This window comes from Syntrophorhabdales bacterium, from assembly GCA_035541455.1.
Classification (GTDB): domain Bacteria; phylum Desulfobacterota; class Syntrophorhabdia; order Syntrophorhabdales; family WCHB1-27; genus JADGQN01.
The window spans coordinates 1-22659 of sequence record DATKNH010000055.1 but is presented as its reverse complement, the minus strand read 5'-3'; the positions used below and the strand labels follow the sequence as shown (position 1 = coordinate 22659).

The following is a 22659-nucleotide window of genomic DNA, read 5'->3' as shown; positions in this document are numbered from 1 at the left end:
CTAGATGACTGCTGTATGCGTAGACACAAGAATCGGACGGAATAACGTGTATTTCTTGCGCCGGTCGTCTGGAATGAATACATCTGAAGCCCCCAGAGTTAAAGGCTACGCTGTATTCACGCGAGGTTGATCAAAGGGCCTCATCCAAGGATAGTCCATTCTTAATTATTTGCAAGAAGAAAATGGTGTATCCGTTTGGTGCCCGGTCGCAGTTTTGCTATTCGTTTATCTTCGGCTCTTCAGGGCCGCGCGATTCGGTCTTAGCGTCTGCGGTTCGTGAAAACAGCCTTCTCCCAGCCTCCTTTACCTGACTGGCCGCACCCGATATCCTGCTGCCCAGTTTCTCCTTGCTGATGTCCCACACGGCTGTGGATATTTTCTTTGCGCCCTGACCGATCACCGGGCCAAGCATCCGCGCGGCCTCGAGAGTAGCGGCACGGCGGATGGAGCGTCGCTCGCCAATGCAGAGCGATCCGCAGTACCGCTTTGTGATAACCCCGACCCTCAGCACCAGGAAGGCATTGCCCGAGCCCGTGAGTATCGAACTGACCAAGAGAGTCGTGCCTGGAATCGAGAGGACCACGGAACCTGCAGTAGACGACAGAATCGGCGCAAGCTGTTCGTGCAGGTCAATGTCCTGCAGTTCACTCGCAAGAAAGGCTGTTGCCGCCACATTTGCATAGAGGTTCACGAACTCTGTCAATCTCGGCCGCTGGTAGAAAAGATGCGCGATTCGCCAGACCATCTGCGATAGCGCTGACAGCACGAGCAATGCGTCCAACCGGCCGTTCTGGGAAACTGCCGTGGTAATAAAGACTCGTGACGCGGCCTTCTGGATGATTTCATCAGCCTGTATGCTTAACGATGCCAGCGCCTCTTCTACATCTCGTCTGTCCGCCATGACATTGCCTTTCAACAGAGGATTGCAGCGCAGACGTTTTTTTAAGACTTCGAGGTATAACGGAAAATCCTCCGATTTTTCGCTGCCCGGGGGATGGAGATGTCTGGGCAAACGCAGGAAGATCGCCGCAGGAACAAGAACGATGCCTGCGTAGATAGCGATAAGGACCCAAAATAGAACGGTTGCAAGGAGCGGGCTGATCCGCGAAGCAAAATCGACTATCTGCAGGGTTTGGTTTACGACAAAGAGCACGAAGAGCAGTAGTACGGGGATGCCTAAAAGAAGGGACCATCGTTTGAACGCGGTTCTCATGGGCCGGCCGAAACAGCTCTCCTTACTACAATGTGCCCTGCTACATCCAGTGTTACACATTTTGTGGTATACAGCAAGGCACGCCGTCTTCACGAACCAGATTCCTCCTCACGAACCACATTCCTCCATATGGTTCAATAGCCCAAAGGCCTAACAAAAATAGCCACCCGGCTTATTGTCTTTCCTTTCGAATCCCCTTACATTCCTTTATATGAAAGAACTATCGATGAGACAAACTTCTGGGTCATCCAGGAGATGGTGGTCTTCTTCCATGGTGAGGTGTTCTTGCCTTCTTATGTACTTTGTTTTTCTCGATTCTATCTGCCTCAATGTAGGCTTGTGGGGAATCCTTGTCGTCAGTGTCTCGGCAGCAATCCTGGTAGCCGCGCACAGCCGGTCCGGCACAAAGAAGACTGCGCCCGCCTGAATCTGATCCGCTTCCGCTGCTGTTACGGGCATCAAGAAATCTGACCTATCCGAACTGCGGACTTACCGAGCTTTTCACCTCTACGCAATCGACGGCTGCGGGTCAAGATGTATTGAGAAGAAGTCTCGAAAAAATAGCTTGATACGAAGAGAATGTGGTATCTATACACAACAGAATCAAGATCGGAAGCACTCGGTGCGCGCATGAGTACCTTCGCAGTGTCGTAACTGAAGAGCTTCTGAGGAAATCGAAAAAGGAGGATCGGATGAAAAGAGGACTCGCAACAGCCCTTCTGGTCGCTGTGTTTACGTTGTTCTTTGCAGCAGGCGCGTTCAGTCAACCGGCGAAAACCTCTGCGCCATCTGGTGAGCCCATCAAGATCGGGGGCTCTCTGCCATTGACAGGAATTGCATCGGAACAGGCCAAGTGGATCAAGGCCGGTTACGAAGCTTGGGCGGAGGATGTCAACAAGAGAGGTGGTCTCCTCGGCAGACAGGTGAAGCTGATTATGTACGATGACGAAAGCAACGCGGATAAAGCAGTGACCTATTATGAGCGGGCAATCACCATGGACAAGGTGGACCTGGTTTTTGGCGGTTATCCCGGCACTGCAAACGTTGCGTTAATGCCCCTGATGGAAAAGTACAAAAAGGTCTTTGTAGGGATGGGGGGACACGGCAAGTCTTTTGAGCAGGGCTACACCTATAGCTTCGCAAGCCCGCCTCAAATGGGTGAATGGAGCTATCTTTCCGTTGCTGGCCTTCTTGACGATCTTATCCCCAAAAAAGACTGGCCCAAGACAGCAGCCCTGCTGACCATGAATAACGTGATCGGCCTCTCGGCTGTGCCCGCGGTGGTAAAAGCTCTCGAGGACCGCGGCGTAAAAGTCACTGTGAACGAGACCTACAATCTTCCCTTGAGTGATGCAACACCCCTGGTGGCCAAAGCAAAAGGCAGGGGAGGCGAATACCTCATTTGCCAGAGCCTTTTTGATGACATGGTGATGATCATGCGTTCTGCCAAAGCGCAGCGGTATAATCCAAAGATCATCTGGAACATACTCGCATCAAGGATACCCGCGTGGTTCAAGGAACTGGGTCCCGACGGGGATTATGTGCTTGCAAATAGTTTCTTCCCGCAGGGTCTTTCCTACGCGGGTAATGACAGAATACGGGAGGCAGCGAAAACAAAGCTGAACCTGCCTGTGCCACCCGATTTCTTTGCCATTGGTTACTGCTGGATGTACACCCTTGAGCAGGGTGTGAAGGGTGCGAATACCCTGGATGACACGAAGATAAGAGACTACCTGCGCTCGCGGCCTTTTGATCTGCCCTACGGGAAGGCGGTAAAGTTCGATGCGAAAGGCTTACCTGCGCCTTTTAATTTTACTGTGCAGACGAGAGACGGAAAGAACGAAGTGATCTGGCCGAAAGACGCGGCGGGTGGAAAACTGGTCTATCCGAGGCCTAACTGGAGTAAGTAGCGGGGCCTGACAGCGCAGAGGAGATGCAGCGGTGAATGAACATGAGAAGCTCTATCTGGCGCGGGAAAAGAGAGTCAGAGATGCGATCAGCCTGAAGCGCCCGGACAGGGTGCCAATCGTCACCGCCACCGACCTCTTCTTTATTCGCTCCGCGGGCCTGACCCTGGCGCAAGGAATGTACGATCTGGAAAAAATGGCTGAAGGGTGGAAAGCATCGATGCGCCGCTATAACTGGGATATGGCGCCCCTTCAGCACGCCATCCGTTCCGGCACGGTGATGGAACTCCTGGGAATAAAGACCTTCAAATGGCCCGGCTACAATCTGCCCGAGAACAGCGCCTATCAATGGGTGGAACGGGAGTACATGCTGGCTGACGAATACGATCAGTTTCTGAAGGACCCTGCGGACTTTACCATTCGCAGACTGATGCCCCGCATGGTGACCATACTTGAACCCCTTGAAAAACTTCCTCCCATAGCCTGGATGAGCACCGGCTACACGTTGCTGGGTATATTGCCGACGATTGCTGGTATGTCGGCGATGCAGAAGCTGATGGATCAACTGAAGCGCGCCGGAGAAGAGAAAGCAAAGTGGGACCGCGTGCAGCAGAAACTCCGCGACGATCTCAAGGAGATGGGGTATCCACTCTTCACGTATGGCGTCACGTTCTGCGCCTTTGACTGGGTCTCTGATTGTCTGCGGGGTATGAAAGGTTCGATGCTCGATATGTACCGTCAGCCTGACAAGCTGAGGGCTGCTGTTGAACTCCTCGAACCCATGACCATAGAGATGGCTCTTGCCGCTGCGGCGTCAGGCGGCATTGACCGGGTATATCTGCCGCTCCATCGAGGAGCCGCTGGTTTCATGAACGATGAACAATTCACAACCTTTTATTGGCCCTGCCTCAAGAGATTGATTCTCGCTCTCATCGACAAGGGCCTCACGCCGGTTCCTTTCTTTGAGGGAGAGTATACACCGAGATTGCGGTACCTGGCCGAACTTCCGCCGGGCAAAGTGCTGGCTCATTTTGATAAAATCGATCGGAAGAAATGTAAGGAGATGTTGGGCGATGTTCTCTGCTTCTGGGGTAATGTCCCTTCGTCGCTCTTCGTTACCGGAACTCCTGAACAGGTTAAGGACGACGTGAAAGCCCTGATCGATACATTCGGGGACAACGGAGGTCTGATCGTTGATGCCTCTACGACCGGTCCTCCGCCTGAAGCGCGGGCTGAGAACGTTGAGGCCATGACCGAGGCGGTCTATGCCTACGGAGTCTATTAGTGGCGGGAGCATGCATGGAAGGACGTGCTATTTTTTCCATCCCTTGATGGAATGATTGTGTGTTGAAACTGCGGTGGGTGGTATCCTAAAAATGGCGACCGCCATGACCTGGCTTGTCGGGTGCATCTCGCCCCAATGCGCTGCTCTCCCAGTTGTCTGATCGCTCTTCTTCACCGACCCACGGTGGTAAGTCGAGACAAAAATACTTGGCCAAAGCAACGGCGTAAGGATCATACATGCGCCGAAACTGTGCAAACTGCTCCTCTGTGGCAGAGTCCTCCCGAAGCTTAAGGCCGCTTGCTCCGAGTATAGCGTGCAGCTTTGCCATGTCTCCGGGCGAAAGCCGCTCAGCCCAGTCTCTGGCAGGTGAGATGCCAAAGACAATAGCCAGATCCACAACAGCGTGACGGGCGATCGCAAACGTCATCCACGCCTGGCGCTGCAATCCTCCTTCCACGACGTTGTACATGAGGGCGCTCGTATCAAGGATTGTCGTCAGAGCCCCCAGCCAGGATTGATTTTCATGGTGTGACCGGAAGTAAGCGAGAAAAGGATAGGAGAGGTGACTTTCCAGCAGCTCTGCCGACCACTGTTCCCATTCGGCGAGTAGTCGCTGAAGTTCATCTGTGTTGCCCTGCGCCACGTTCCTTCTCAGCATCTCTGAGGCTGAGGCAGGCGAGCCTGCCCGCTCGTCAAGCATCGAAATGTTCGTTTCACGGCGGGAAAAAGATTGGTTGAGTGCGGGCAGATAGCTGATGATCAGTGCAAGGAAGCCTAGCCCCATCCCGGTCTCCAGCACCGTGAGGACGCGCGCCGGGGTGCTTGTCGGATAAATGTCGCCGAGGCCGAGGGTAAAAAAGGTGCTGCCGCTGAAATAGAGATCATCTGCAAGGCCCGGAATTCCCAACGAACTGTGAGTGGCCGAACCCGCTGCGTACTGGAGGAGCCCGAAACCCAACACGAGTCCTGCAGCCCAGATAAACAGAAGAAAGAGGATAGATATGGGACCATAAAAACTGAGTAGATTCTCAGCTCTCGTCTCTGACATTACTGCATAGAGGAGTCTGGATGCGGGCAGCCAGGTATGGTGGTAAAATAGGCGTGTCAGACGGAAGCGCCTGGTCACCCTGCGCGGAACAATAATTGTCTCCAACGCATCCCACAGGATGACGGCAATAATGACGATCCCGACCAGTGCGGCCAGGGCTCTCATAGTGATCTCCTCGATCGGCATGCTGAATACCCTCTCAGTCCTCTCCCCAGGGTTTCCGTGCCCCACAAGAATCTACGGAGGCCCCTTTCCCTTGTCAAGGAGATTGAAAACAGGTGAGGACTGCCTTCGTTTCTGATTGCCACGGGCAGAAGAGTATGTCATAAGTATACTGAAGCCTCAACTGGAGGAGGAAGCACGATGCATGCTACTGTCACGCGCACCTTTCTCGGGATTTTCGTTGGACTTGTCTTACTCGCATCTGCAAGGGCCCAGGCTCCCTACGAAGGCACAGGTGAGCAGGCGCAGCAGCCCGTTCAGCAGCCCACCGAAGAGAAGCCGTTGCCGTCGAAAGGGAAAGAGTTCACGAAGGTCTTCTGTGCGGAGCGTTCGGTTGCGCAAAGATACATGATGGTTAATGCTATTGATTGCAATGATATGTGCGACAACGTTTATCAGGAATATCCCTGCGAGCTGCAGCAGCGGCTGAGCGAAGGGTGGAAGATCACGTCCGTTTCAGTGGCCACACGCACTCTGCAGAGAGATCCCTGTGAATGCGGCGTGACCGGCACCGAAAGTGTGCTCGAGCGGGATAAGCGCTGAGCCTACTTGGCCGTGTCGTACACGCCTGCCGCCTCAAACATCGCGCGCACGTTTTCGGGCTTTGCGTCGTCGAGACTCGTGGCAGTGTCCAGTATGAAGCCGCCATCACTCCCAAGAGTCTGCATCAGTTTTCTGCAGTAATTCTTCACATGGTCCGGCGTGCTTGTGGCAAGAAGTGACCCGGGCACATTTCCTCTGATGCACACCCTGTCGCCAAGGATCTTCTTTGCCTGGAAGATGTCTGTTGCCTCGAAGGTGTACATCGCTTTGCCGGCCGGTATGTCTCTGATGATGTCGAGGCGGGACGTGTAATCACCCTCTATGAACGGACACGGTGTGAGGTCTTTCTCTATAAGCGCCACCATGAGCTTCTGCAGGGTGGGCCAATAAAACTTCAGGAACTGCTCCCGGGACATAAATCCGTCGGCGCCCTTGTGAAGCGGTATGAAAACACGAGGGTTCCCTGAGGCGCCGGCACCTGCGACAGCCCTTTGGACAGCAAAAGGGAGGAAGGTTTCACAGGCTTTGAGCACCATGTCGGGCCGCCGGTACATATCAAGCATGATGCCTTTTGTACCCCTGAAAAAATCGCCAATGGTGTCGAATGGAGCCTGAGTGCTCGCTCCCATCTCGATAGGGAAGCCGAGCTCTTTTGCCCGTTGAGTAAACTTTCTGCCGTAGGCCGCAACGTTTCTGGATTGCTCACCCGCTTTCTTCAAAGCATCCAGCGCATTCGCCACCTCGGCCATTCCGAAAGCCGCCGTATCAGCCACAAGACTGCTGTAGCTGAGCATACCGTGGAGGGGGGTAAGGTTTTCAAGTCCCTTGAGGGCGCCAAATATTCTCGGCCAATAGCGCCTGACAATGAAATCAGATGGGTCTGACAGGAGTGCGGGATACTCTTCTGCTTTCACGTACTCTTCTTCGACAAACTGAAAGGAGATGTCTGACGGCAACGTGCCGCCGGGCCATTTGACCTGGTTTGAATCAAGTATGTCAAGGAGCGGGCCCAGAAGACGGGCGGGGTAGGGATTTTGCACCATGTCCGACGGAAAGTCCGCTATCGTTTTCCATTGCGAATCCCATAGTTTCTCCGCATCATACATGAACTCCTGCATGGTAATACCAGCATAGCGGGCGGGGAAAAAGCCGTAACGGACTATAATGGGAATCCTGTCGGAAATTTTTAACTCTACGGCATCCCTGACCCGCTTTTCGCGTGCGGCAAAGGCCCCTGCGTTCGTATCACCCATGTTTCACCTCACACGTCAAATCAAATTCTGCAACATACGTTTATTTGCCGTTTTTGTCAAGGCGCCCGCGCCAATTTTCCCTTTTATCTCGCACAATAAAGCATTGACAACCTGATGAAAAAAAAAGTAAAATAGCGCTTCGTGGACCAAAATGGAGTCTTGCGCCGAAAATACGGCTGCAAGCCGTACCGCGGAAAGCAAAGCAGTCTGAGGCATCATAGGATGCCTTTTGATTTCTTAGGATAGGTGTTAGGCGTGACAGTACAGTATATGGGTAAAGAATATTCGGTTGAAACCGGGACAACTTTTTTCGATTTCCTCCAGAAAATAGATGCAGCGAAGGGGCGTCAGATTGTCGCCGCAAAAGTGAACGGAACGAGCCGCGATCTCGCCACGCCCGTCGAAGAAGGAGAGATCACCCCCGTCTACATCGATTCCGACGAGGGAGTTGCCATTGTGCGCCACAGCACGGCTCACGTCATGGCCCAGGCGGTGAAACAGCTCTTTCCGCAAGCGAAGATAACCATCGGTCCTTCCATAGAAACAGGCTTCTATTATGATTTTGATTACCCTCCGGGTTTCACCGAGGAAGACCTCCCGAAAATAGAGAAGCAGATGCGCGAGATCATCGATAAGGATCTGCCTATCCATCGAAAAGTGGTTAAGAAAAAAGAGGCAATAGAACTTTTCAGAAAATGGGGAGAAGATTTTAAAGTTGAACTGATAAGCGAAATCGCTGACGACGAGGTGAGCATTTACTCGCAAAACGGGTTCACGGACCTGTGCCGCGGCCCGCATCTTCCTTCTACGGGGAAAATTCCTGCATTCAAGTTGCTCCACCTGGCTGGCGCTTACTGGCGGGGCGACGAAAGAAATAAGATGTTGACACGGATTTACGGGACGGCCTTTGCCAGCGAAGAGGCCCTCCAGAAACACATAGCCTTCCTCGAAGAGGTGAAGAAGCGGGACCACCGGAGACTGGGCAAGGAGCTTGATCTTTTCAGTATCTCGGACGAGGTCGGCGCGGGACTGGTGATTTACCACCCGAATGGTGCGCTTCTCCGCTACCTCCTCGAAGATTTTGAGAGAAAGGAACACTTGAAGAGGGGATATCAGTTCGTGGTCGGTCCCCAGATACTGAAGCTGGACATGTGGAAGAAGTCCGGCCACTACGAGAATTATCGGGAGAACATGTACTTCACCACGGTGGATGACGTGGAGTACGGCATTAAACCGATGAACTGCGTCTCTCATATCATGGTCTACAAATCAGACATCCGCAGTTACCGGGACTTGCCGCTGCGCTACTTTGAGCTGGGCACTGTCTGCAGGCATGAGAAGTCGGGAGTGCTCCATGGTCTACTGAGGGTGCGTGAGTTCACCCAGGATGATGCGCACATATTCCTGAGACCCGACCAGCTCCACGAAGAGATATCGAACATCATTGCCTTTGTCAAAGATGTCATGGCTCTCTTCGGGTTTGCATTTGAACTGGAGATCAGTACAAGACCCGAAGAGAAGTACATCGGCACGCTCGAGACGTGGGACAGGGCTGAACGGACTTTGAAAGAAGTCCTGGACAAAGAGGGTTTGCCGTACGACATAAACGAGGGTGACGGCGCATTTTACGGTCCGAAGATTGACGTCAAACTCAAAGATGCACTGGGAAGAAAGTGGCAGTGCGCAACGATCCAGGTTGACTTCGCCCTGCCGGAACGCTTTGAGCTCACGTACGTGGACAAGGACGGCCAGCGCAAGAGACCTGTGATGCTCCACCGCGTCGTCTTGGGCGCCATCGAACGGTTCATCGGCGTGCTTATAGAGCACTACGCGGGTAAGTTTCCTCTGTGGCTTTCTCCGCAGCAGGTTGTCGTCATGACGATCACCGATGACCAGATTGAGTACGCAAAAGCCACGCATGATGCTATGATAGCCGAAGGGATACGGTCCCAGCTCGATACACGGAACGAAAAATTGAATATGAAGATACGGGAAGCAATCCTCAAGAAGATCCCTTATCTTGTCATTGTGGGTAAGAAAGAAGTGGAAGAGAAGACATTGTCTGTTCGCAGCCGCGATGGAGGCGAGCAGAAGAATGTGACATTGGCCGATTTCATACGTAGACTAAAGGAAGAGACTTCAAACAGGAGGTGACGCCCATACTACCGCCCAGAGAAGAAAAAGACCAGGTGAATTTCAATGAAAGGATCAGAGTAAGAGAAGTAAGATTGATTGACGAAGAGGGAAAGCAGCTTGGGATCGTCCCCACCCCCGAAGCACTCAGGATGGCGCGGGAACGGGAACTGGACCTTGTAGAGATTTCGCCTAAGGCAACGCCGCCGGTATGCAAGATCATGGACTATGGAAAGTTCAAATACCAGCTGGCGAAGAAAGCCCATGAGGCCAGGAAAAAACAGACGGTCATACAGGTGAAGGAAATGAAGTTGGGCCTCAAGATAGAAGAGCATGATCTCCAGGTCAAGCTCAGGCACATCAAGGAATTCTTGACCGACGGCGATAAATGTAAGCTGACGATCATGTTCAGAGGGCGGGAGATACTGCACAAGGACAAAGGGGAAAACCTGGCGTTGAAGATAATTGAACACTTGAAGGGAGTCGGCGAACTCGAACAGAAGCCGAGATTCGACGGAAGAAATATCATCATGATATTTGCACCGGTATAGATTTCGGTAACGAAATCTATACAGCGAGCACGGCGACCGGGTACCCGCCCGCGGGTGTACCATTGAATATGAGGAGGACGTATGCCGAAATTGAAAACCCACAGGGGGCTTGCCAAAAGAGTCAAGATTACCGCCCGCGGTAAAGTCAAAAGGGCACGGGCATTCCATAGCCATTTACTCTCTTCCAAGTCGCCCAAGCGGAAGAGGAATTTGAGAAGAACTGTTATAGTCCATTCGACGCAGGAAAAAACCATGAGGAGCTTGGTGCCGTACGCCTAACGGCCGGAGGCCGTAAGGGCAGAGGGAAGAGCGTCACGCTTTGCGTGACTGGGACGACCGCCCTGCGGGCTAGGAAGTCCGCTGCGCTAGGAAGATGAAAAAGTAATGACATGTGGAAAATAGAAGTGGAGGGATTAGGAAATGCCTAGGGTAAAAAGAGGAACGAAAGCGCGAGCAAGAAGAAAAAAGATTCTGAAGCTTGCCCGCGGCATGTATTCGGGGCGGCACAGACAGTATGCGGCTGCCCAGCGGGCCGTAGCCAGATCGCTGAAGTATGCGTATGCGGGAAGAAAACAGAGGAAACGGGATTTCAGGTCCCTGTGGATCACACGGATCAACGCCGCATGCAGGATGTACGGCATGCCTTACAATAAGTTTATGCACTCTCTGAAGCTTGCCAACATAACGCTGGATAGGAAATCTCTGGCCGCTATGGCTGTTGATGACCCATCAGGCTTCCAGGGCCTTGTGGAGAAGATGAAAGGGGCGGCACTGCAGTAGGGTGAAGAAGGTTTGGACGTTACAACACTCAAAGAAAAGGCCGTAGCCGAAATTTCCTCAATACAATCCGCAGAAGACCTCAAGCGTGTGGGGACCACTCTCCTCGGCAGAAAGGGGCTGTTCTCGGAGTACCTTCAGCAGCTCAAGAGCGTAAGCCAGGAGGAGCGAAAGAGCTTTGGTCAGGCGATCAACGAGCTGAAGAGTTGGGCCGAGACAAGGCTCAAGGAGCTTGAAGAACGTTACCGGAAGGAAGAACAGGAACGGAAAGAGCGTGAGTCCTGGGTTGACATCACCATGCCCGGCAACAAACCGCTCATCGGCAAGGCCCACCCCATCACCCTGACGTTCCAGGAAATGGAGAGGATATTCTCCTCCCTCGGTTTTGAAGTGGCTGAGGGTCCCAACGTGGAGCTCGATTACTACAACTTCGAAGCCCTCAATCTTCCGAAAGACCATCCGGCTCGGGATATGCAGGATACGTTCTACGTGGCGCCTGGTGTGGTCCTGCGGACCCACACATCGCCGGTGCAGATCAGGGTAATGGAGCGGCAGCTTCCCCCTATCAGGATTATCGCGCCCGGCGCGGTTTACCGGCACGATCAGGATATCTCGCACACGCCCATGTTTCACCAGGTTGAAGGACTGATGGTGGACCGAAATGTCCGGTTCAGTGACTTAAAGGGTGTCCTTACCGTCTTTGTGCATGAAATGTTCGGGCCCGACGTGCCTCTGAGGTTCAGGCCGAGCTATTTTCCCTTTACCGAGCCGTCTGCCGAAGTTGATATGGGCTGCGTGATCTGCGGCGGGAAAGGCTGCAGGGTGTGCAAAGAGACAGGTTGGCTCGAAATCCTTGGCTCGGGAATGGTACATCCCCAGGTATTTCGCACTGTGGGGTATGACCCCGAGGAAGTCTCCGGGTTCGCATTCGGTATGGGTGTGGAGCGGATCGCCATGATCAAGTTCGGGATTGATGATATCAAACAGTTCTACAACAACGATGTCCGGTTTCTAGCGCAGTTCTGAGGGAGAGCGATGCGGGTTCCCTTTGAATGGTTGAAAGAATTTGTTCCTGTTGACGTGGATGCTGCAGACCTCGCGAGACGGATCACCATGAGGGGTCTGGAAGTGGAGGCTGAGGAGATTGTCAAGCCTTCTTTCAGCGAGGTGGTCGTAGGCGAGATCCTTGAGATGGAGCCGGTATCCGGAGCAGACAAGCTTCTTCTCTGCAAGGTGGATGTCGGCAGGGATGTGCTGCCTGTCCTCTGCGGTGCGTCCAACATTGCTCAAGGAAACAAAGTACCCGTTGCACTCCCGAACGCCCGACTTGGCGACGGCACTCTCATTGAAAAACGAAAAATCAAAGGCATCGAATCTTACGGCATGCTCTGTTCGGAGCGCGAGCTCAGTCTCTCCGAGGAGCATACGGGCATCTTCATCCTGCCGGATAACCTTCGTGTGGGAGATACGCTTGACGATGCACTGGGGCTGGTAGACACGGTATTCGATGTGAATGTCCCGCCGAACAGGGGCGACTGCCAGTCGATTCTCGGCATAGCCCGGGAAGTTGCGAGCATCCTCGATAAGAAAGTGACGCTGCCATCGTTTACGCTGACAGAGAAGGACGATCCCGAAAGCCGCATGAGTCTCGCAGTGCTCAACCCGGACGGGTGCCCCCGCTATGTATTGAGGATTATCAAGAATGTCGCCATAGTGCGCTCGCCCTTCTGGATGAGAAACAGAATCATAAAATGCGGCATGAGGCCCATCAGCTCTATAGTGGATGTGACCAACTACGTCATGCTGGAACTGGGTCAGCCGCTCCACGCCTTCGACTATCAGAAACTTGCCAAGGCGCATATTGAAGTTCGTCTTGCCGGAAAGAAAGCTGTTTTTCGATCTCTTGACGGCGCGGACAGGAACCTGGAATCGGACGATCTGATGATTTGCGATGGAGACGGTCCGGTAGCTATCGCGGGCATCATGGGCGGTGAGAACTCCGAGATCACATCATCGACAAGAGACGTGGCTCTGGAGAGTGCGTTTTTCAATCCGCTTTTCATAAGAAGAACAGCCCGCAGGTTGGATCTGAGATCGGAAGCATCTCTGCGCTTCGAAAAGGGCATAGACTTGGGCAATGTTGATTTTGCGGGTCAACGAGCCATTTATCTGATGCATACGATTTCAGGCGGTATTATTGTTAAGGGATCAAAAGAGTTCTATGAGAAGAAGGAGCCGCGCACTATTCACGTGAGCGTCAAGAGAGCGAGCGAACTTATAGGCATGCCGGTCGAACGGGAGAATATTGTCAAAGCGCTGCAGTCCATAGATATCCCGGTGATAAAGCGGGAAAAGGAAGCGGTGATGGTGTCAGTGCCCTCTTTCCGGCACGATCTTGGCGAGTACATGGACATCGTAGAGGAAATGGCGCGCATCATCGGTTTTGACAACATCCCGGCAACAGTGCCTGTGAGCAGGCTTATGCCGGTCAGGCAGCAGAAGACGAAGCTTTGCGTTGAACTCGTAAAGCAGAATCTTGTTTCATCCGGGTTTTACGAGGCCATCAATTACGGGTTCTTCAGTGAGAAGGATGTTGCCAATTTCCTCATCCCGGAAGGGGATAGGCGCAGTCGGTACGTTACCATTCTGAATCCGATTTCCCAGGAATTGGGAGTGATGAGGACTATGCTCTCCCCTGGACTTCTCGAGGCTCTTGCTTATAATGTGAATCGTGGTGTAAAACATCTGAAGATGTTCGAAGTGGGCAAGGTCTTTTACAAATTGGATAATGCCAACTCACTTTCCGGAGAAGGCGGGAGACTTCTACCCGAGGAGCCTTTCTTTGCCGGATTGGCGTTCACCGGCAAAGAGCGGGAATACTTCTGGAGAGGCACTTCTCCCGAGCTTGATTTCTTTGATCTCAAAGGCGTGCTCGAGGGTATGCTGGATTCCTTCGGCTTGCCCTTAAGAGTGAATGGAACTACAGAACCTTTCCTGAACAGGTTTAATGCGGCCGACATATGCATCGGGGATTTAAAAGTCGGTTGGGCGGGTGAGTTAAAGCAGGGGGTGCTGGCTGCCTATGGGATTGAACAGAAGGTGTACGCGGCAGAAGTTGAACTTACGCTGCTTGCCGAGCGGGGCCTTCGGGGCAGGAGATACGAGCCCATTCCCCGCTACCCCAGCATGGTGCGTGACTTCTCTTTCATCATTGAGCCGGGAATCCCTGTGGGAAGCCTGATAAACAGGATAAAGGAGGTTTCGCCCCTCATTGTTTCTGTGGGTGTGTTCGATCTGTTCAAGCGAGAGAAGACGAGCGTCGCTTTCCGCGTGACTTTTCAATCTTTGGAGGATACACTACGGGATGAAACGGTTAATGAGTTACAGGAGGTAATTATCCGGTCACTCACACAAATAGAAGGCGTAGAGCTTAGAGCGTAGGGGGTAGCTATGACCAAGGCGGACATTATAGCGCAGGTGTATGAAAAGCTCGGTTTTTCGAAGCGGGAATCTTCAAATACCGTTGAGCACTTTTTTGACATTGTCAAAGGCTGTCTTACCAACGGGGAGAATGTGAAGATTTCAGGCTTGGGGAATTTCACGGTGAGACGGAAGAAGGCAAGAAAAGGGAGAAACCCGCAGACAGGCGATGAGATCGAAATCGCACCCAGAACGGTTTTGGGCTTTCGGCTCAGCCAGGTATTAAAGGATGAGCTGAATGATAGACGAGGGAAATGATCCCCGATGTTCCTGATAGAGTTTATTACAGAATAAAGGAAGTATGTTCTCTCACCGGCCTTAAGGCCCACATACTCCGGTATTGGGAGCAGGAATTCAGGGATATAAAGCCGGTAAAGAGTCCCAAGGGACAAAGGCTCTATCGGAGAAAAGATCTGGAGGCGATCTTTACGATAAAGGGCCTTTTGTATGACAGGAAATTTACCATCGACGGCGCCAGGATGTATCTCAGCGGGCAGAGGCGGCTTATAGACGAGATCAAGATTGAACTCAGGGAGGTCCTGGACCTCCTGGAGAAAGGAAGATAAAATGAGACGTAGTCTGGTTTTGTGTGCTGTTGTTTTGTTGAGCGGTGTTCTTGCTGGCTGCACTGGATATGTCAACCTGGCTAAGACTCAGTCAGAAGCGATGAAGACAGGGTATACCGATCCTCAGCTGGCTGCATATTCTCAGAAGTATGAGGGTCTGCTTAAAGAGATCTATGCGAGGTACACCGGCAAGAACATAGGGATCGCCAAGGAGGGGCTTGGATTTACAACGCTGGGAGACGGCCGTGGAGGGAAGTCCTACTATCTTTTTGTGGAAACCCACCATGAAGACTGCAACTTCAACAAGAATGCCACGACTGGCCAGGAGAGGCTCCAGATCGTAATGCGGCTCTATTTCGAACCGGAACTTAAGGTATTGAAGAAGAGCGACATAGCGCCGGATGACATCGGCGGTGTTGCATTCGGCGTGGCATGGGCGGTGCGAGATTTCTATCAATGCGACAAGTACGGCGGGCACGTAGAATATGTACTAGCCTATATGAACAAGAGTGATTTCTATGCTGTGCTTGACGGGACCAAGAGCCTCAAAGATGTCTTGACCAATTCGGAAGTTGTAGCAAGCCTGGATCAGCAGCCGGCCCAGCCTATAAAACTGAAGTTCCAGTAAGGCAGGCACGAGCAGGCAGCAACAGAAAAATCACAAGCGAAGGTAGAGAAGCACGCCTCCTTTCTCTACCTTCTTTTTTTGTTCCTACCTCTGTCCGGTTTTATCCTTTCCTGACTTATTCCTTTGCCTTAATTTCGTTTTTACCTATCCGTGTCTATTTCCCGAACAGGTTGAGCCTTAGCCCTGGAAAGGGCGCCGGGGTAAAGGAGAGTACAAAAACAAGCAGCATAAAGCCCGCCAGTATCTTCCGGGGCCTGTCCAGGGGGGTTTCGGGATCCAGCGGATGTGGGTGGCGCATACCGAATATCAAGAGCAGAATCACGAGGGCAAGCCAGCCGGGGTTGTACAACAAGGCTAGCAGGATGAGCGCGAACATCGATCCGGCGAAGGCCCATTTGCTTTTTTGGCCGAATACGGCATAGATGATGTGCCCTCCATCCAATTGCCCGACTGGTAAAAGATTGAGAGCTGTGACAAAGAGTCCCACCCATCCCGCATAGCCCAAGGGATGCAGCAGGACATCGGAATCGGGTGAAACCTGCCCTATGGTGACGCGCTGGATGAGCTTCAAGAGCAGCGGTTCGCCAAGTCTACCCTCCTGAAGGCTTTCGTTCATGGGGATGACGCGGGAGAGCCGCATGCCAAAGTAAAGGCAGGGTACAGATAGAATGAAGCTCATGAGCGGACCGGCCACGCCTATATCAAACAGGGCTTTCTTGTTTATGATAATGCCCTTCATCTTGATGATGGCTCCAAACGTGCCAAAAGGAGAGAAGGGAAAAGGTATGAAGTAGGGCAGGGTTGAGGGTACGCCATATCTCCTGCTCATGCTGTAGTGGCCCATCTCATGCGCAAGCAGAATGGTCATGATAGATGCGCTGTAAGATATCCCGTCCACAAAATACTTAGGATCAAAGGAGTACCTGGCTGCGACAAAATAGGTAGAGATAGCAGTGAGGACAAAAAGAACGATATGCTTTATCACTTATACCTCTAAGAGACCTGATTCCAGGCGAACCCTGTCATACTTGGTGCCCCTCTTGATGAGGGCATCGAGATGCGCCAGCATATCGAGAAGAGAGACAAGCTCTTTCTTTGAAAATTTCATGCTGGTTTTTGAAAGCCTGTACGCGTAATACGGTTTTTGATAAAGAAAATAGTGTTTCTTTTCCTGCGGCTTGAAATCCAGGCTTTCCTTGAACGTCGCAAGGGCTTTTGAGAACGTCTTATAATCCGTCTGGCTCGTGAGCAGGCTCTCCATGTCTTTCGCCTGCAGGAGCAGACGCAGTTGCCTGACCAGGTAATTCTGAATTGCAAGGATGTGCACTCCCTGTGCGAGCAGGTTCTGGAGAATAGCGATGAGCTCCTTCTGGTTTCTCTGGGCTATTGCCTCAAAGAGGGCTATCAGCGTGTCCTCGTGCGTTTGGGTGACAACGGCTGCAACATCCTTCAGCTCTATTGTGTCTTTGTCACCTGCGTAGTCGATCAGCTTATCCAGTTCCTGTTCGAGTAAGACCTCGTCTTTGACGCGCTCCTTCAGCAAGGCAAACGCCTTGTCGGTCATCTTTTTACGCCGTGCCCGTACCGACGAGAGTACCCTTTCCCGCACGCGCATTTCCCTATCCTGTTCGATGTGGAGCCGGGCGCTGCCAAGGTAAGCCGGCACCTCAGGCTTAGCCTCCGTGTAGTAGACGATGCTGTTGATTTTTTCTTTTAAGAGACTGAGATGATCCTTCACGTCATCGAGAAGACCGGGATCCGGATCGATCAGGGCAAGGACTATATTTGTATCGAGAAAAAGAGCCGACGCTTTCTCTGCAATGCCCGGTTTCAGCGCCGGCCCGGACAGAGTCACTACCTTGGGGTTTTCCGACCATTTCCTGGCAAGGAGCGAAAGGTCCTCCACGAGATTATCTTTTGAACCGATGGCAACGACTATCTCTCCCATAAGTGCTTTATAGTACTATCCGATGCCCGCTTTTTCAACTGGTAAGCACGTGTTGGTGGCGAAAAAGCATTTCCATTTTTCGTCAAATTCTGGTATCTTAATAGCCACGGGAAGTAGCTCAGACTGGTGGAGCACAGCGTTCGGGACGCTGGGGCCGCAGGTTCAAATCCTGTCTTCCCGATTTTTTTTGCCGTTAATTTCAATTAGCTATGAATTTTTTGTTTCACCCTATAGGCTGCGAACGATGCCCTCGATGCGCAGTCTGTAAGCATCATAGTGGATCTCGGGAAGTCTTTCCGGATAGGTTGTGACATTGACTGAGCGTTCTCGGTAATCCCTGCATAGCGCGTCGCGATTCGAGCGCGCGTAGCGACCTTAAAGAAAGCTCACTGCTTGGCCTTGCATTAACTCCTGATAATCTGGTGAACGGACTGGCCGCCGGCATGATGGGATTAAGTCCTGTTCCGACCACATCCTTGGTAATCTTCTTCAGCATTCTTGCATTATGGATGGGCATACGGGCCAGTTGCCAGGTGGGACACCGTTGGCTCGGCCTTTGGGTGGGGCCGCCCTCCGGGCTGCTACTGATCTTTGTCGGAGTTTATGAAATATTGTTCCAGGCTCCGAAGATACCAGCTTCCGTTTAATTCCCGTGCAATGCGCTCTATTCCTGTTTTCTTACCTCACAGAGCAAGGCCTTGTACACCGGGAAACCCGAAATAGGATCACGATTTTTGAAGTCGGTCAGGTAGTTGGTGTTCGCTTCTCTCCACTCTTCCGCATGAATAGGGCTCCCGCCCCCTACGTTCACCTCTACCTGTCCTGTCATCACATCGTCCGTCACCCTGGACCAAAAGGCCACCTGACCCCTGGGCGACTCTACCCAAACCTTATCGCCATCTTCAATCCCCCTTGCCCTTGCGTCCACGGGATGAATAAGGACCTCCGGTTTCGGCTGCAACTTCAAAAGCCCCGGGATGTTCAGATGCTGCGAGCGGAACGCGGACTGAAGCCTGGCCCCGCTATTGAACACCAGAGGGAATTTGCGGTACAGCTCTGGGCTACCCACCGGACCCTCAACCGGTTCGACGTACACAGGCAGTCCCTCATAGCCATATTTCTCCAACACGCTTGATACGAGCTCTACTTTCCCCGAAGGCGTATCGAATCCAGGTTCGGCGTCTTCGCGCAGAAGTCCCTTCGCGTATTTTCGATATTCGTGTGTACCTGCATTAAATCTGACGCCTCTCGGATGCGCCTTCAACTCACCCAGAGAAACCGGTCCGGTCTTGAACGCAAATTCCAGGCGGTCATCATCTGTTGCGGGGAAGAGACCTCCGTAACCGAGCCCTCTAGCCAGCATCGCTAGAAACGTGTAGCCGGATTTTGACTCCTCGATCGGATCGATCACTCTCTTTCGCAGCTGACAGTATCCCCCCGGATATCTCTGGTATCCCACATTTTCATAATTGGTCGTGGCAGGGAGTACAATGTCTGCATAGAGCGCATCAGCGGTCATAAACCTGTCATAGACCACCATGCAATCAAGCTTCTTGAAGCATTTCTTCCACAGCTCGGGATCAGGCAGGCTGGTCAATAGCGATGCGCCGAAGATCAACAGTGCCTTGACCGTATAAGGATCATCATTGAGGATAGCGCGTGGGGCTTCCATAAACTGCGCGGACTGAAGCGTGTCACAAAAATAAGGATACCTGTCGTGGCCGATGGGTTTGGCTCCCTGTGGCGGGTCCAGTTTGACGCGCGGGAATGTCACCGGGCTACGAGGCCTGAATACCAGCCCACCCGGCACATCAAGGTTACCGGTGATAGCCCAGAGGCATAAGGCCGCACGAATGCTCTGGATGCCGCAGTTCGAGTACTCCAGTCCCGTATACATATGCAAAGAGGCGCCTTTCGCGGATGCTATCGACCGGGCCATCTCTATAATGGTCTCTTTCGGTACGCGGGTAATCGTTTCAGCCGTCTCCGGCGGAAATTGCTGCACGTAGTTCCGAAGTTCTTCGAAACCTGTAGTCCAGTTCCGCACAAAGTCTTCGTCATACAGGCCCTCATTCACGACAACGTTCATTATACTCAGAGCCAATGCTCCGTCCGTGCCTGAGCGGATACCGATCCATTGGTGCGCCGATTTCGCCATGTGTGATCGCATATGATCTATCACAACGACTCTGGCACCCCGCCTCTTAGCTGCGAGGATCTTCTTCATCTTGTCCGGAGGCGAATCCGTGGATGGATTTGCTCCCCAAACGACAACCAGATCCGCGTTCTCGAAATCGGAGTACATGGAATGCATCGATGTCCCGATGGTCGGGAGTGCGGCGAGATGGCCATATGCCACGTAGCAAATTGAAGAAACGCCTGCGCCATTCGGTGAGTCAAACGGGTACAAGAAACCGCTGGTGCCGTTAACCGGATCTTCTGCGAATCCAAAGACGTCTCCAAGATTTGAATCGAAACTGCCACGACCAAAGTAGCTCATGACAGCTGGTGCGCCGTATTGATCCTTGGTTTTCTGAAATGCCTGGACAATGCTGTCTATAGCCTCATCCCAGGTGATCCGTTCGAACTTTCCTTCACCCTTTTCGCCTATCCTGCGCAAGGGGTACTTCAATCTATCTTTCGAGTAGATGATTTCTTTTGAATGAAGCCCTCGAATACAGACAACGCCGATGGGATGATCTTTGATCGGCAGAATTTTCTCCACCCTGCCGTCGACCAGTACCACGTCAACGCCGCATCCGCCGGGGCATATGCCGCATATGCTGGTTACTGTTTCTGTCATCTCGGTCCTCCTGCACCCGATTTCGGCTGGGGAAACCCCTGAGACAAAGCCGCCAATATCAATGTGCCTAGAGATGGTGCGGAGCGTAACCCTCTTTGGGGAGGAATCCCAACCTTCTTTTGCGTGCGAGGTGAAGGAGGAAGGGTTAGGGTCTCCCTCCCGGCGGCTTGTTTGTCTTCTTTTCGTCACGCGGCGAACGTGTACTTGGTCCCCGCAGTATTCAAAATAAATTTCGTCGGCATCTCCTTTGCGAATGTTATGGTCGCTTCAAAGCCCGTGCAGTGCGCGGGCACGATCCAATCGGGGTTGATGGCCTTCATGTCCGCTACGGTGCTTTCTATCACTTGTTGTGGTGCATTGACGAGGTGAAATCCACCCACTACTGCATAGACCTTATCGACGCCAGTCATCTTCTGCACATGTTTCACAGTGTTGATGATGCCCGCGTGAGCGCAACTGGACAGCACCACAAGGCCTTTACCTTTCACGTTGAATGCCATTGCCTGCTCTCCCGGAAATGAATCGACCACTATTGCATCGCCTCTCTTCACGAGGAGACTGGGAGGTACTTTTTCGTACGTCGTCACTCTCTCAATGTTGCCCGTAAAATAGGCTCCGGGTATTACCTCGGTTGGGTTCTTGATCTCGATCACGCGCACCAGGTCGAGCGCCTCTATGTCGGTTTTGCTCAGTTGACCTATGTCCAGTCTGTCATTGGTGCCGGGCACCAGTGAGTATCTGTTCAGAAAGGCTTCTTCTCCCAGATAGAGAGGCGTACCTTTCTTTATCTTGTCCTTGTTTGTGCTGAGCATCGTTATCATTGCACCCCAGTGATCGAAATGGCCGTGGCTCAGACCGAAGGCGTTTGCCTTGCCCACATCCAGGCCAAGAACATCCATATTGCGTTTCACTCCGGGCGCATCCAGTCCATAGTCGAACATAAAGCCGCTCGTCTGACCGTTCGAAGCTGCTTCAATGAAATACGATAACCCGTGTTCTGCGTGCATCCACTGTCCGGGAGCAGTGCGGAAGCGCCTGGTAACAGGCGCGTCAGGTCTCAAGGCATCGTAATAATTGTCAGTGATGATGGTAATAACCAGCTTGTCTAATTCGTTAAGCTTCACGGCGCTCGAAGCAGTTCTTGTTTCGCTCAAGATGCTGCCCGCCACCAATACGGCTCCTGCGCCGACCGTTGTCTTCAAAAACTCCCTCCGGCTCATCTCATCGTTCATGACTGATGCCCCTCCTTTTTTGTCATGCTAGCATCGGATGAAAGAATTGTAAACCAATTCTGTCCACACATCCGAATGCGCTGTTGTCAGCCCCATGGTTTTACAGCTCAAGGCTATTAGCGGTGCGTTGCATGGTTCTCGGTCCCGATGCTCCGTCGACAGACCAGTCCTTGGGAGATAAGATCTTGTCGTATTCGTCAAGCCGATCCATTTTTTTGAGCCGGTCAATGATGAGCTGCCAGGCGCAGTCCACGTCGTTACCGATTTCGCATTTACCGTGAGAAGATCCTCCGCACGGTCCGTTGAGTAAGTGTTTGGCGCATCGCGCTACGGGACATATGCCGGCTGTATGAGCCAGAACACACTCACCGCAGCCCCGGCACTTTTCTCGCCATACGCCTTGCTCGTCAAGCGCCCCGAGAAACGTGGTGTTCAAGGCGGGCAATACGGGCACGTGCGCCAACGTCTCGGCGAGCGTCTGGACTCCGGCGCCACACGCCAGAGACAGGACAACCTCTGTGCCAGGCGGGATCTCCAGAAAAGAATTCAGCAGGTCCGCTTCGCACTGGCGTTGAATGGTCGTCGTGTGGATAGTGCAGCCACGAAAGCCCGCATCACCTGAAGCCAGAAGATCGCGCGCGAGTGCATGCGCCTCACGATCACCGCCCGAAAGACATACCGTGACACAGCTTCCGCAGGCAAGAATGAAGATATTCTTGTAAGATTCTAGAGAGGATACAATTTCATCGATAGGTTTGAGTGTGCCGGCAATCATCCAACCGACCCTTTACCGGATACACCGTGCCACTGCATCAACAAATTGGTCTTTCGGTGCTCAGGGCATAACGCTTCAACGTGGTCAAGTGTCTGAGACAGCGTTTTTTTGAGGTCCTGCGTGTAGAGAGGCGCACCGCAAATCGCGCATCGCACCAGATCCATGGTGACCACTTCATCCCATGTGCCTTTAAGAAGCGCTCCGAATTCAACCGCATGCTGCGGGCAAATCCTCCAGCAATTGCCACATCGGGCGCAGAGACTCATGTTGTGTAAGAGCTTTCTCTGATTACCCT

The 22659-nt window shown here is 52.6% G+C and carries 22 protein-coding genes and 1 tRNA gene; 13 read left to right on the top strand and 10 right to left on the bottom strand.

Features of this window, described 5'->3' with window-relative positions; translation table 11 throughout:
* Window positions 1–217 precede the first annotated feature (217 nt).
* Together VMT71_06030 and VMT71_06025 are read right to left on the bottom strand one after the other, a co-directional pair.
* Window positions 218–1213, bottom strand: coding sequence for a DUF697 domain-containing protein (locus tag VMT71_06030; GenBank protein HVN23509.1), 996 nt, complete (start codon window positions 1211–1213; stop codon window positions 218–220).
* Between the two features lie 207 nt (window positions 1214–1420).
* Window positions 1421–1672: a hypothetical protein gene (locus VMT71_06025; protein ID HVN23508.1), complete on the bottom strand. Its 252-nt coding sequence runs from the start codon at window positions 1670–1672 to the stop codon at window positions 1421–1423.
* A 233-nt stretch (window positions 1673–1905) separates the two neighbouring features.
* Between VMT71_06025 and VMT71_06020 the strand changes: the two genes are divergently transcribed.
* Together VMT71_06020 and VMT71_06015 are read left to right on the top strand one after the other, a co-directional pair.
* A complete protein-coding gene (locus tag VMT71_06020; protein HVN23507.1) occupies window positions 1906–3123 on the top strand; it encodes an amino acid ABC transporter substrate-binding protein in 1218 nt (405 codons plus the stop codon).
* Between the two features lie 31 nt (window positions 3124–3154).
* Entirely contained in the window at window positions 3155–4405 is a 1251-nt protein-coding gene (locus VMT71_06015) for a uroporphyrinogen decarboxylase family protein (GenBank protein HVN23506.1), read from the top strand.
* An 85-nt stretch (window positions 4406–4490) separates the two neighbouring features.
* Here the strand turns inward: VMT71_06015 and VMT71_06010 are convergent, their stop codons facing one another.
* The gene (locus tag VMT71_06010; GenBank protein HVN23505.1) at window positions 4491–5639 is read right to left on the bottom strand and encodes a potassium channel family protein; all 1149 of its coding nucleotides are present in this window, start codon (window positions 5637–5639) and stop codon (window positions 4491–4493) included.
* Between the two features lie 177 nt (window positions 5640–5816).
* Here VMT71_06010 and VMT71_06005 point away from each other — a divergent pair, with 177 nt between their 5' ends.
* Complete coding sequence (locus VMT71_06005; GenBank protein HVN23504.1) at window positions 5817–6218, top strand: hypothetical protein; 402 nt, start codon at window positions 5817–5819, stop codon at window positions 6216–6218.
* 2 nt (window positions 6219–6220) lie between these two features.
* Here the strand turns inward: VMT71_06005 and VMT71_06000 are convergent, their stop codons facing one another.
* On the bottom strand, window positions 6221–7471 hold the full coding sequence (locus tag VMT71_06000; protein ID HVN23503.1) for a uroporphyrinogen decarboxylase family protein: 1251 nt from the start codon (window positions 7469–7471) through the stop codon (window positions 6221–6223).
* A 255-nt stretch (window positions 7472–7726) separates the two neighbouring features.
* Between VMT71_06000 and thrS the strand changes: the two genes are divergently transcribed.
* From thrS to VMT71_05955, 9 genes are all read left to right on the top strand, one after another.
* The gene (thrS, locus tag VMT71_05995) at window positions 7727–9625 is read left to right on the top strand and encodes a threonine--tRNA ligase (protein ID HVN23502.1); all 1899 of its coding nucleotides are present in this window, start codon (window positions 7727–7729) and stop codon (window positions 9623–9625) included.
* Complete coding sequence (infC, locus tag VMT71_05990) at window positions 9622–10155, top strand: translation initiation factor IF-3 (GenBank protein HVN23501.1); 534 nt, start codon at window positions 9622–9624, stop codon at window positions 10153–10155. The genes thrS and infC overlap by 4 nt, the downstream gene beginning before the upstream one ends.
* Before the next feature lie 81 nt (window positions 10156–10236).
* Entirely contained in the window at window positions 10237–10434 is a 198-nt protein-coding gene (rpmI, locus tag VMT71_05985; GenBank protein ID HVN23500.1) for a 50S ribosomal protein L35, read from the top strand.
* 141 nt (window positions 10435–10575) lie between these two features.
* Window positions 10576–10935 (top strand): 50S ribosomal protein L20, encoded by a 360-nt coding sequence (rplT, locus tag VMT71_05980; protein ID HVN23499.1) that lies wholly within the window; start codon window positions 10576–10578, stop codon window positions 10933–10935.
* 12 nt (window positions 10936–10947) lie between these two features.
* On the top strand, window positions 10948–11958 hold the full coding sequence (locus VMT71_05975) for a phenylalanine--tRNA ligase subunit alpha (GenBank protein ID HVN23498.1): 1011 nt from the start codon (window positions 10948–10950) through the stop codon (window positions 11956–11958).
* Between the two features lie 9 nt (window positions 11959–11967).
* The gene (gene pheT, locus VMT71_05970; GenBank protein HVN23497.1) at window positions 11968–14373 is read left to right on the top strand and encodes a phenylalanine--tRNA ligase subunit beta; all 2406 of its coding nucleotides are present in this window, start codon (window positions 11968–11970) and stop codon (window positions 14371–14373) included.
* Between the two features lie 9 nt (window positions 14374–14382).
* Complete coding sequence (locus VMT71_05965) at window positions 14383–14670, top strand: integration host factor subunit alpha (GenBank protein HVN23496.1); 288 nt, start codon at window positions 14383–14385, stop codon at window positions 14668–14670.
* Entirely contained in the window at window positions 14667–14978 is a 312-nt protein-coding gene (locus VMT71_05960; protein HVN23495.1) for a MerR family transcriptional regulator, read from the top strand. Before VMT71_05965 ends, VMT71_05960 begins: the two co-directional genes overlap by 4 nt.
* A 1-nt stretch (window position 14979) precedes the next feature.
* On the top strand, window positions 14980–15606 hold the full coding sequence (locus tag VMT71_05955; protein HVN23494.1) for a hypothetical protein: 627 nt from the start codon (window positions 14980–14982) through the stop codon (window positions 15604–15606).
* Window positions 15607–15760: 154 nt separating this feature from the next.
* Here VMT71_05955 and VMT71_05950 read toward each other — a convergent pair whose 3' ends face one another.
* Entirely contained in the window at window positions 15761–16591 is an 831-nt protein-coding gene (locus VMT71_05950; GenBank protein ID HVN23493.1) for a site-2 protease family protein, read from the bottom strand.
* Window positions 16592–17554 carry a hypothetical protein gene (locus VMT71_05945; GenBank protein ID HVN23492.1) on the bottom strand — a complete coding sequence of 321 codons (963 nt, stop codon included), beginning with the start codon at window positions 17552–17554 and terminating at the stop codon, window positions 16592–16594.
* Between the two features lie 107 nt (window positions 17555–17661).
* Here VMT71_05945 and VMT71_05940 point away from each other — a divergent pair.
* Window positions 17662–17735: transfer RNA gene (locus VMT71_05940), tRNA-Pro, on the top strand.
* Between the two features lie 483 nt (window positions 17736–18218).
* Here VMT71_05940 and VMT71_05935 read toward each other — a convergent pair.
* From VMT71_05935 to VMT71_05920, 4 genes are all read right to left on the bottom strand, one after another.
* The gene (locus VMT71_05935) at window positions 18219–20357 is read right to left on the bottom strand and encodes a molybdopterin-dependent oxidoreductase (protein ID HVN23491.1); all 2139 of its coding nucleotides are present in this window, start codon (window positions 20355–20357) and stop codon (window positions 18219–18221) included.
* Between the two features lie 185 nt (window positions 20358–20542).
* Window positions 20543–21589, bottom strand: coding sequence for a hypothetical protein (locus tag VMT71_05930; protein ID HVN23490.1), 1047 nt, complete (start codon window positions 21587–21589; stop codon window positions 20543–20545).
* 100 nt (window positions 21590–21689) lie between these two features.
* The gene (locus VMT71_05925) at window positions 21690–22364 is read right to left on the bottom strand and encodes a methylenetetrahydrofolate reductase C-terminal domain-containing protein (GenBank protein HVN23489.1); all 675 of its coding nucleotides are present in this window, start codon (window positions 22362–22364) and stop codon (window positions 21690–21692) included.
* Window positions 22361–22659 (bottom strand): 4Fe-4S binding protein (locus VMT71_05920; protein HVN23488.1); only part of this gene is annotated, 299 nt, incomplete at its 5' end. The genes VMT71_05920 and VMT71_05925, both read right to left, overlap by 4 nt.

Excerpts from the sequence above, each read along its gene's own strand:
- VMT71_06020 (HVN23507.1), top strand. The coding sequence starts at position 1,906 with ATGAAAAGAGGACTCGCAACAGCCCTTCTGGTCGCTGTGTTTACGTTG.
- rplT (HVN23499.1), top strand. The coding sequence starts at position 10,576 with ATGCCTAGGGTAAAAAGAGGAACGAAAGCGCGAGCAAGAAGAAAAAAG.
- VMT71_06000 (HVN23503.1), bottom strand. The coding sequence starts at position 7,471 with ATGGGTGATACGAACGCAGGGGCCTTTGCCGCACGCGAAAAGCGGGTC.
- rpmI (HVN23500.1), top strand. The coding sequence starts at position 10,237 with ATGCCGAAATTGAAAACCCACAGGGGGCTTGCCAAAAGAGTCAAGATT.
- VMT71_05935 (HVN23491.1), bottom strand. The coding sequence starts at position 20,357 with ATGACAGAAACAGTAACCAGCATATGCGGCATATGCCCCGGCGGATGC.
- VMT71_05955 (HVN23494.1), top strand. The coding sequence starts at position 14,980 with ATGAGACGTAGTCTGGTTTTGTGTGCTGTTGTTTTGTTGAGCGGTGTT.
- VMT71_05960 (HVN23495.1), top strand. The coding sequence starts at position 14,667 with ATGATCCCCGATGTTCCTGATAGAGTTTATTACAGAATAAAGGAAGTA.
- VMT71_06005 (HVN23504.1), top strand. The coding sequence starts at position 5,817 with ATGCATGCTACTGTCACGCGCACCTTTCTCGGGATTTTCGTTGGACTT.
- VMT71_05925 (HVN23489.1), bottom strand. The coding sequence starts at position 22,364 with ATGATTGCCGGCACACTCAAACCTATCGATGAAATTGTATCCTCTCTA.
- VMT71_05945 (HVN23492.1), bottom strand. The coding sequence starts at position 17,554 with ATGGGAGAGATAGTCGTTGCCATCGGTTCAAAAGATAATCTCGTGGAG.
- VMT71_06030 (HVN23509.1), bottom strand. The coding sequence starts at position 1,213 with ATGAGAACCGCGTTCAAACGATGGTCCCTTCTTTTAGGCATCCCCGTA.
- VMT71_06010 (HVN23505.1), bottom strand. The coding sequence starts at position 5,639 with ATGCCGATCGAGGAGATCACTATGAGAGCCCTGGCCGCACTGGTCGGG.
- VMT71_06025 (HVN23508.1), bottom strand. The coding sequence starts at position 1,672 with ATGCCCGTAACAGCAGCGGAAGCGGATCAGATTCAGGCGGGCGCAGTC.
- VMT71_05965 (HVN23496.1), top strand. The coding sequence starts at position 14,383 with ATGACCAAGGCGGACATTATAGCGCAGGTGTATGAAAAGCTCGGTTTT.
- pheT (HVN23497.1), top strand. The coding sequence starts at position 11,968 with ATGCGGGTTCCCTTTGAATGGTTGAAAGAATTTGTTCCTGTTGACGTG.
- VMT71_05930 (HVN23490.1), bottom strand. The coding sequence starts at position 21,589 with ATGAACGATGAGATGAGCCGGAGGGAGTTTTTGAAGACAACGGTCGGC.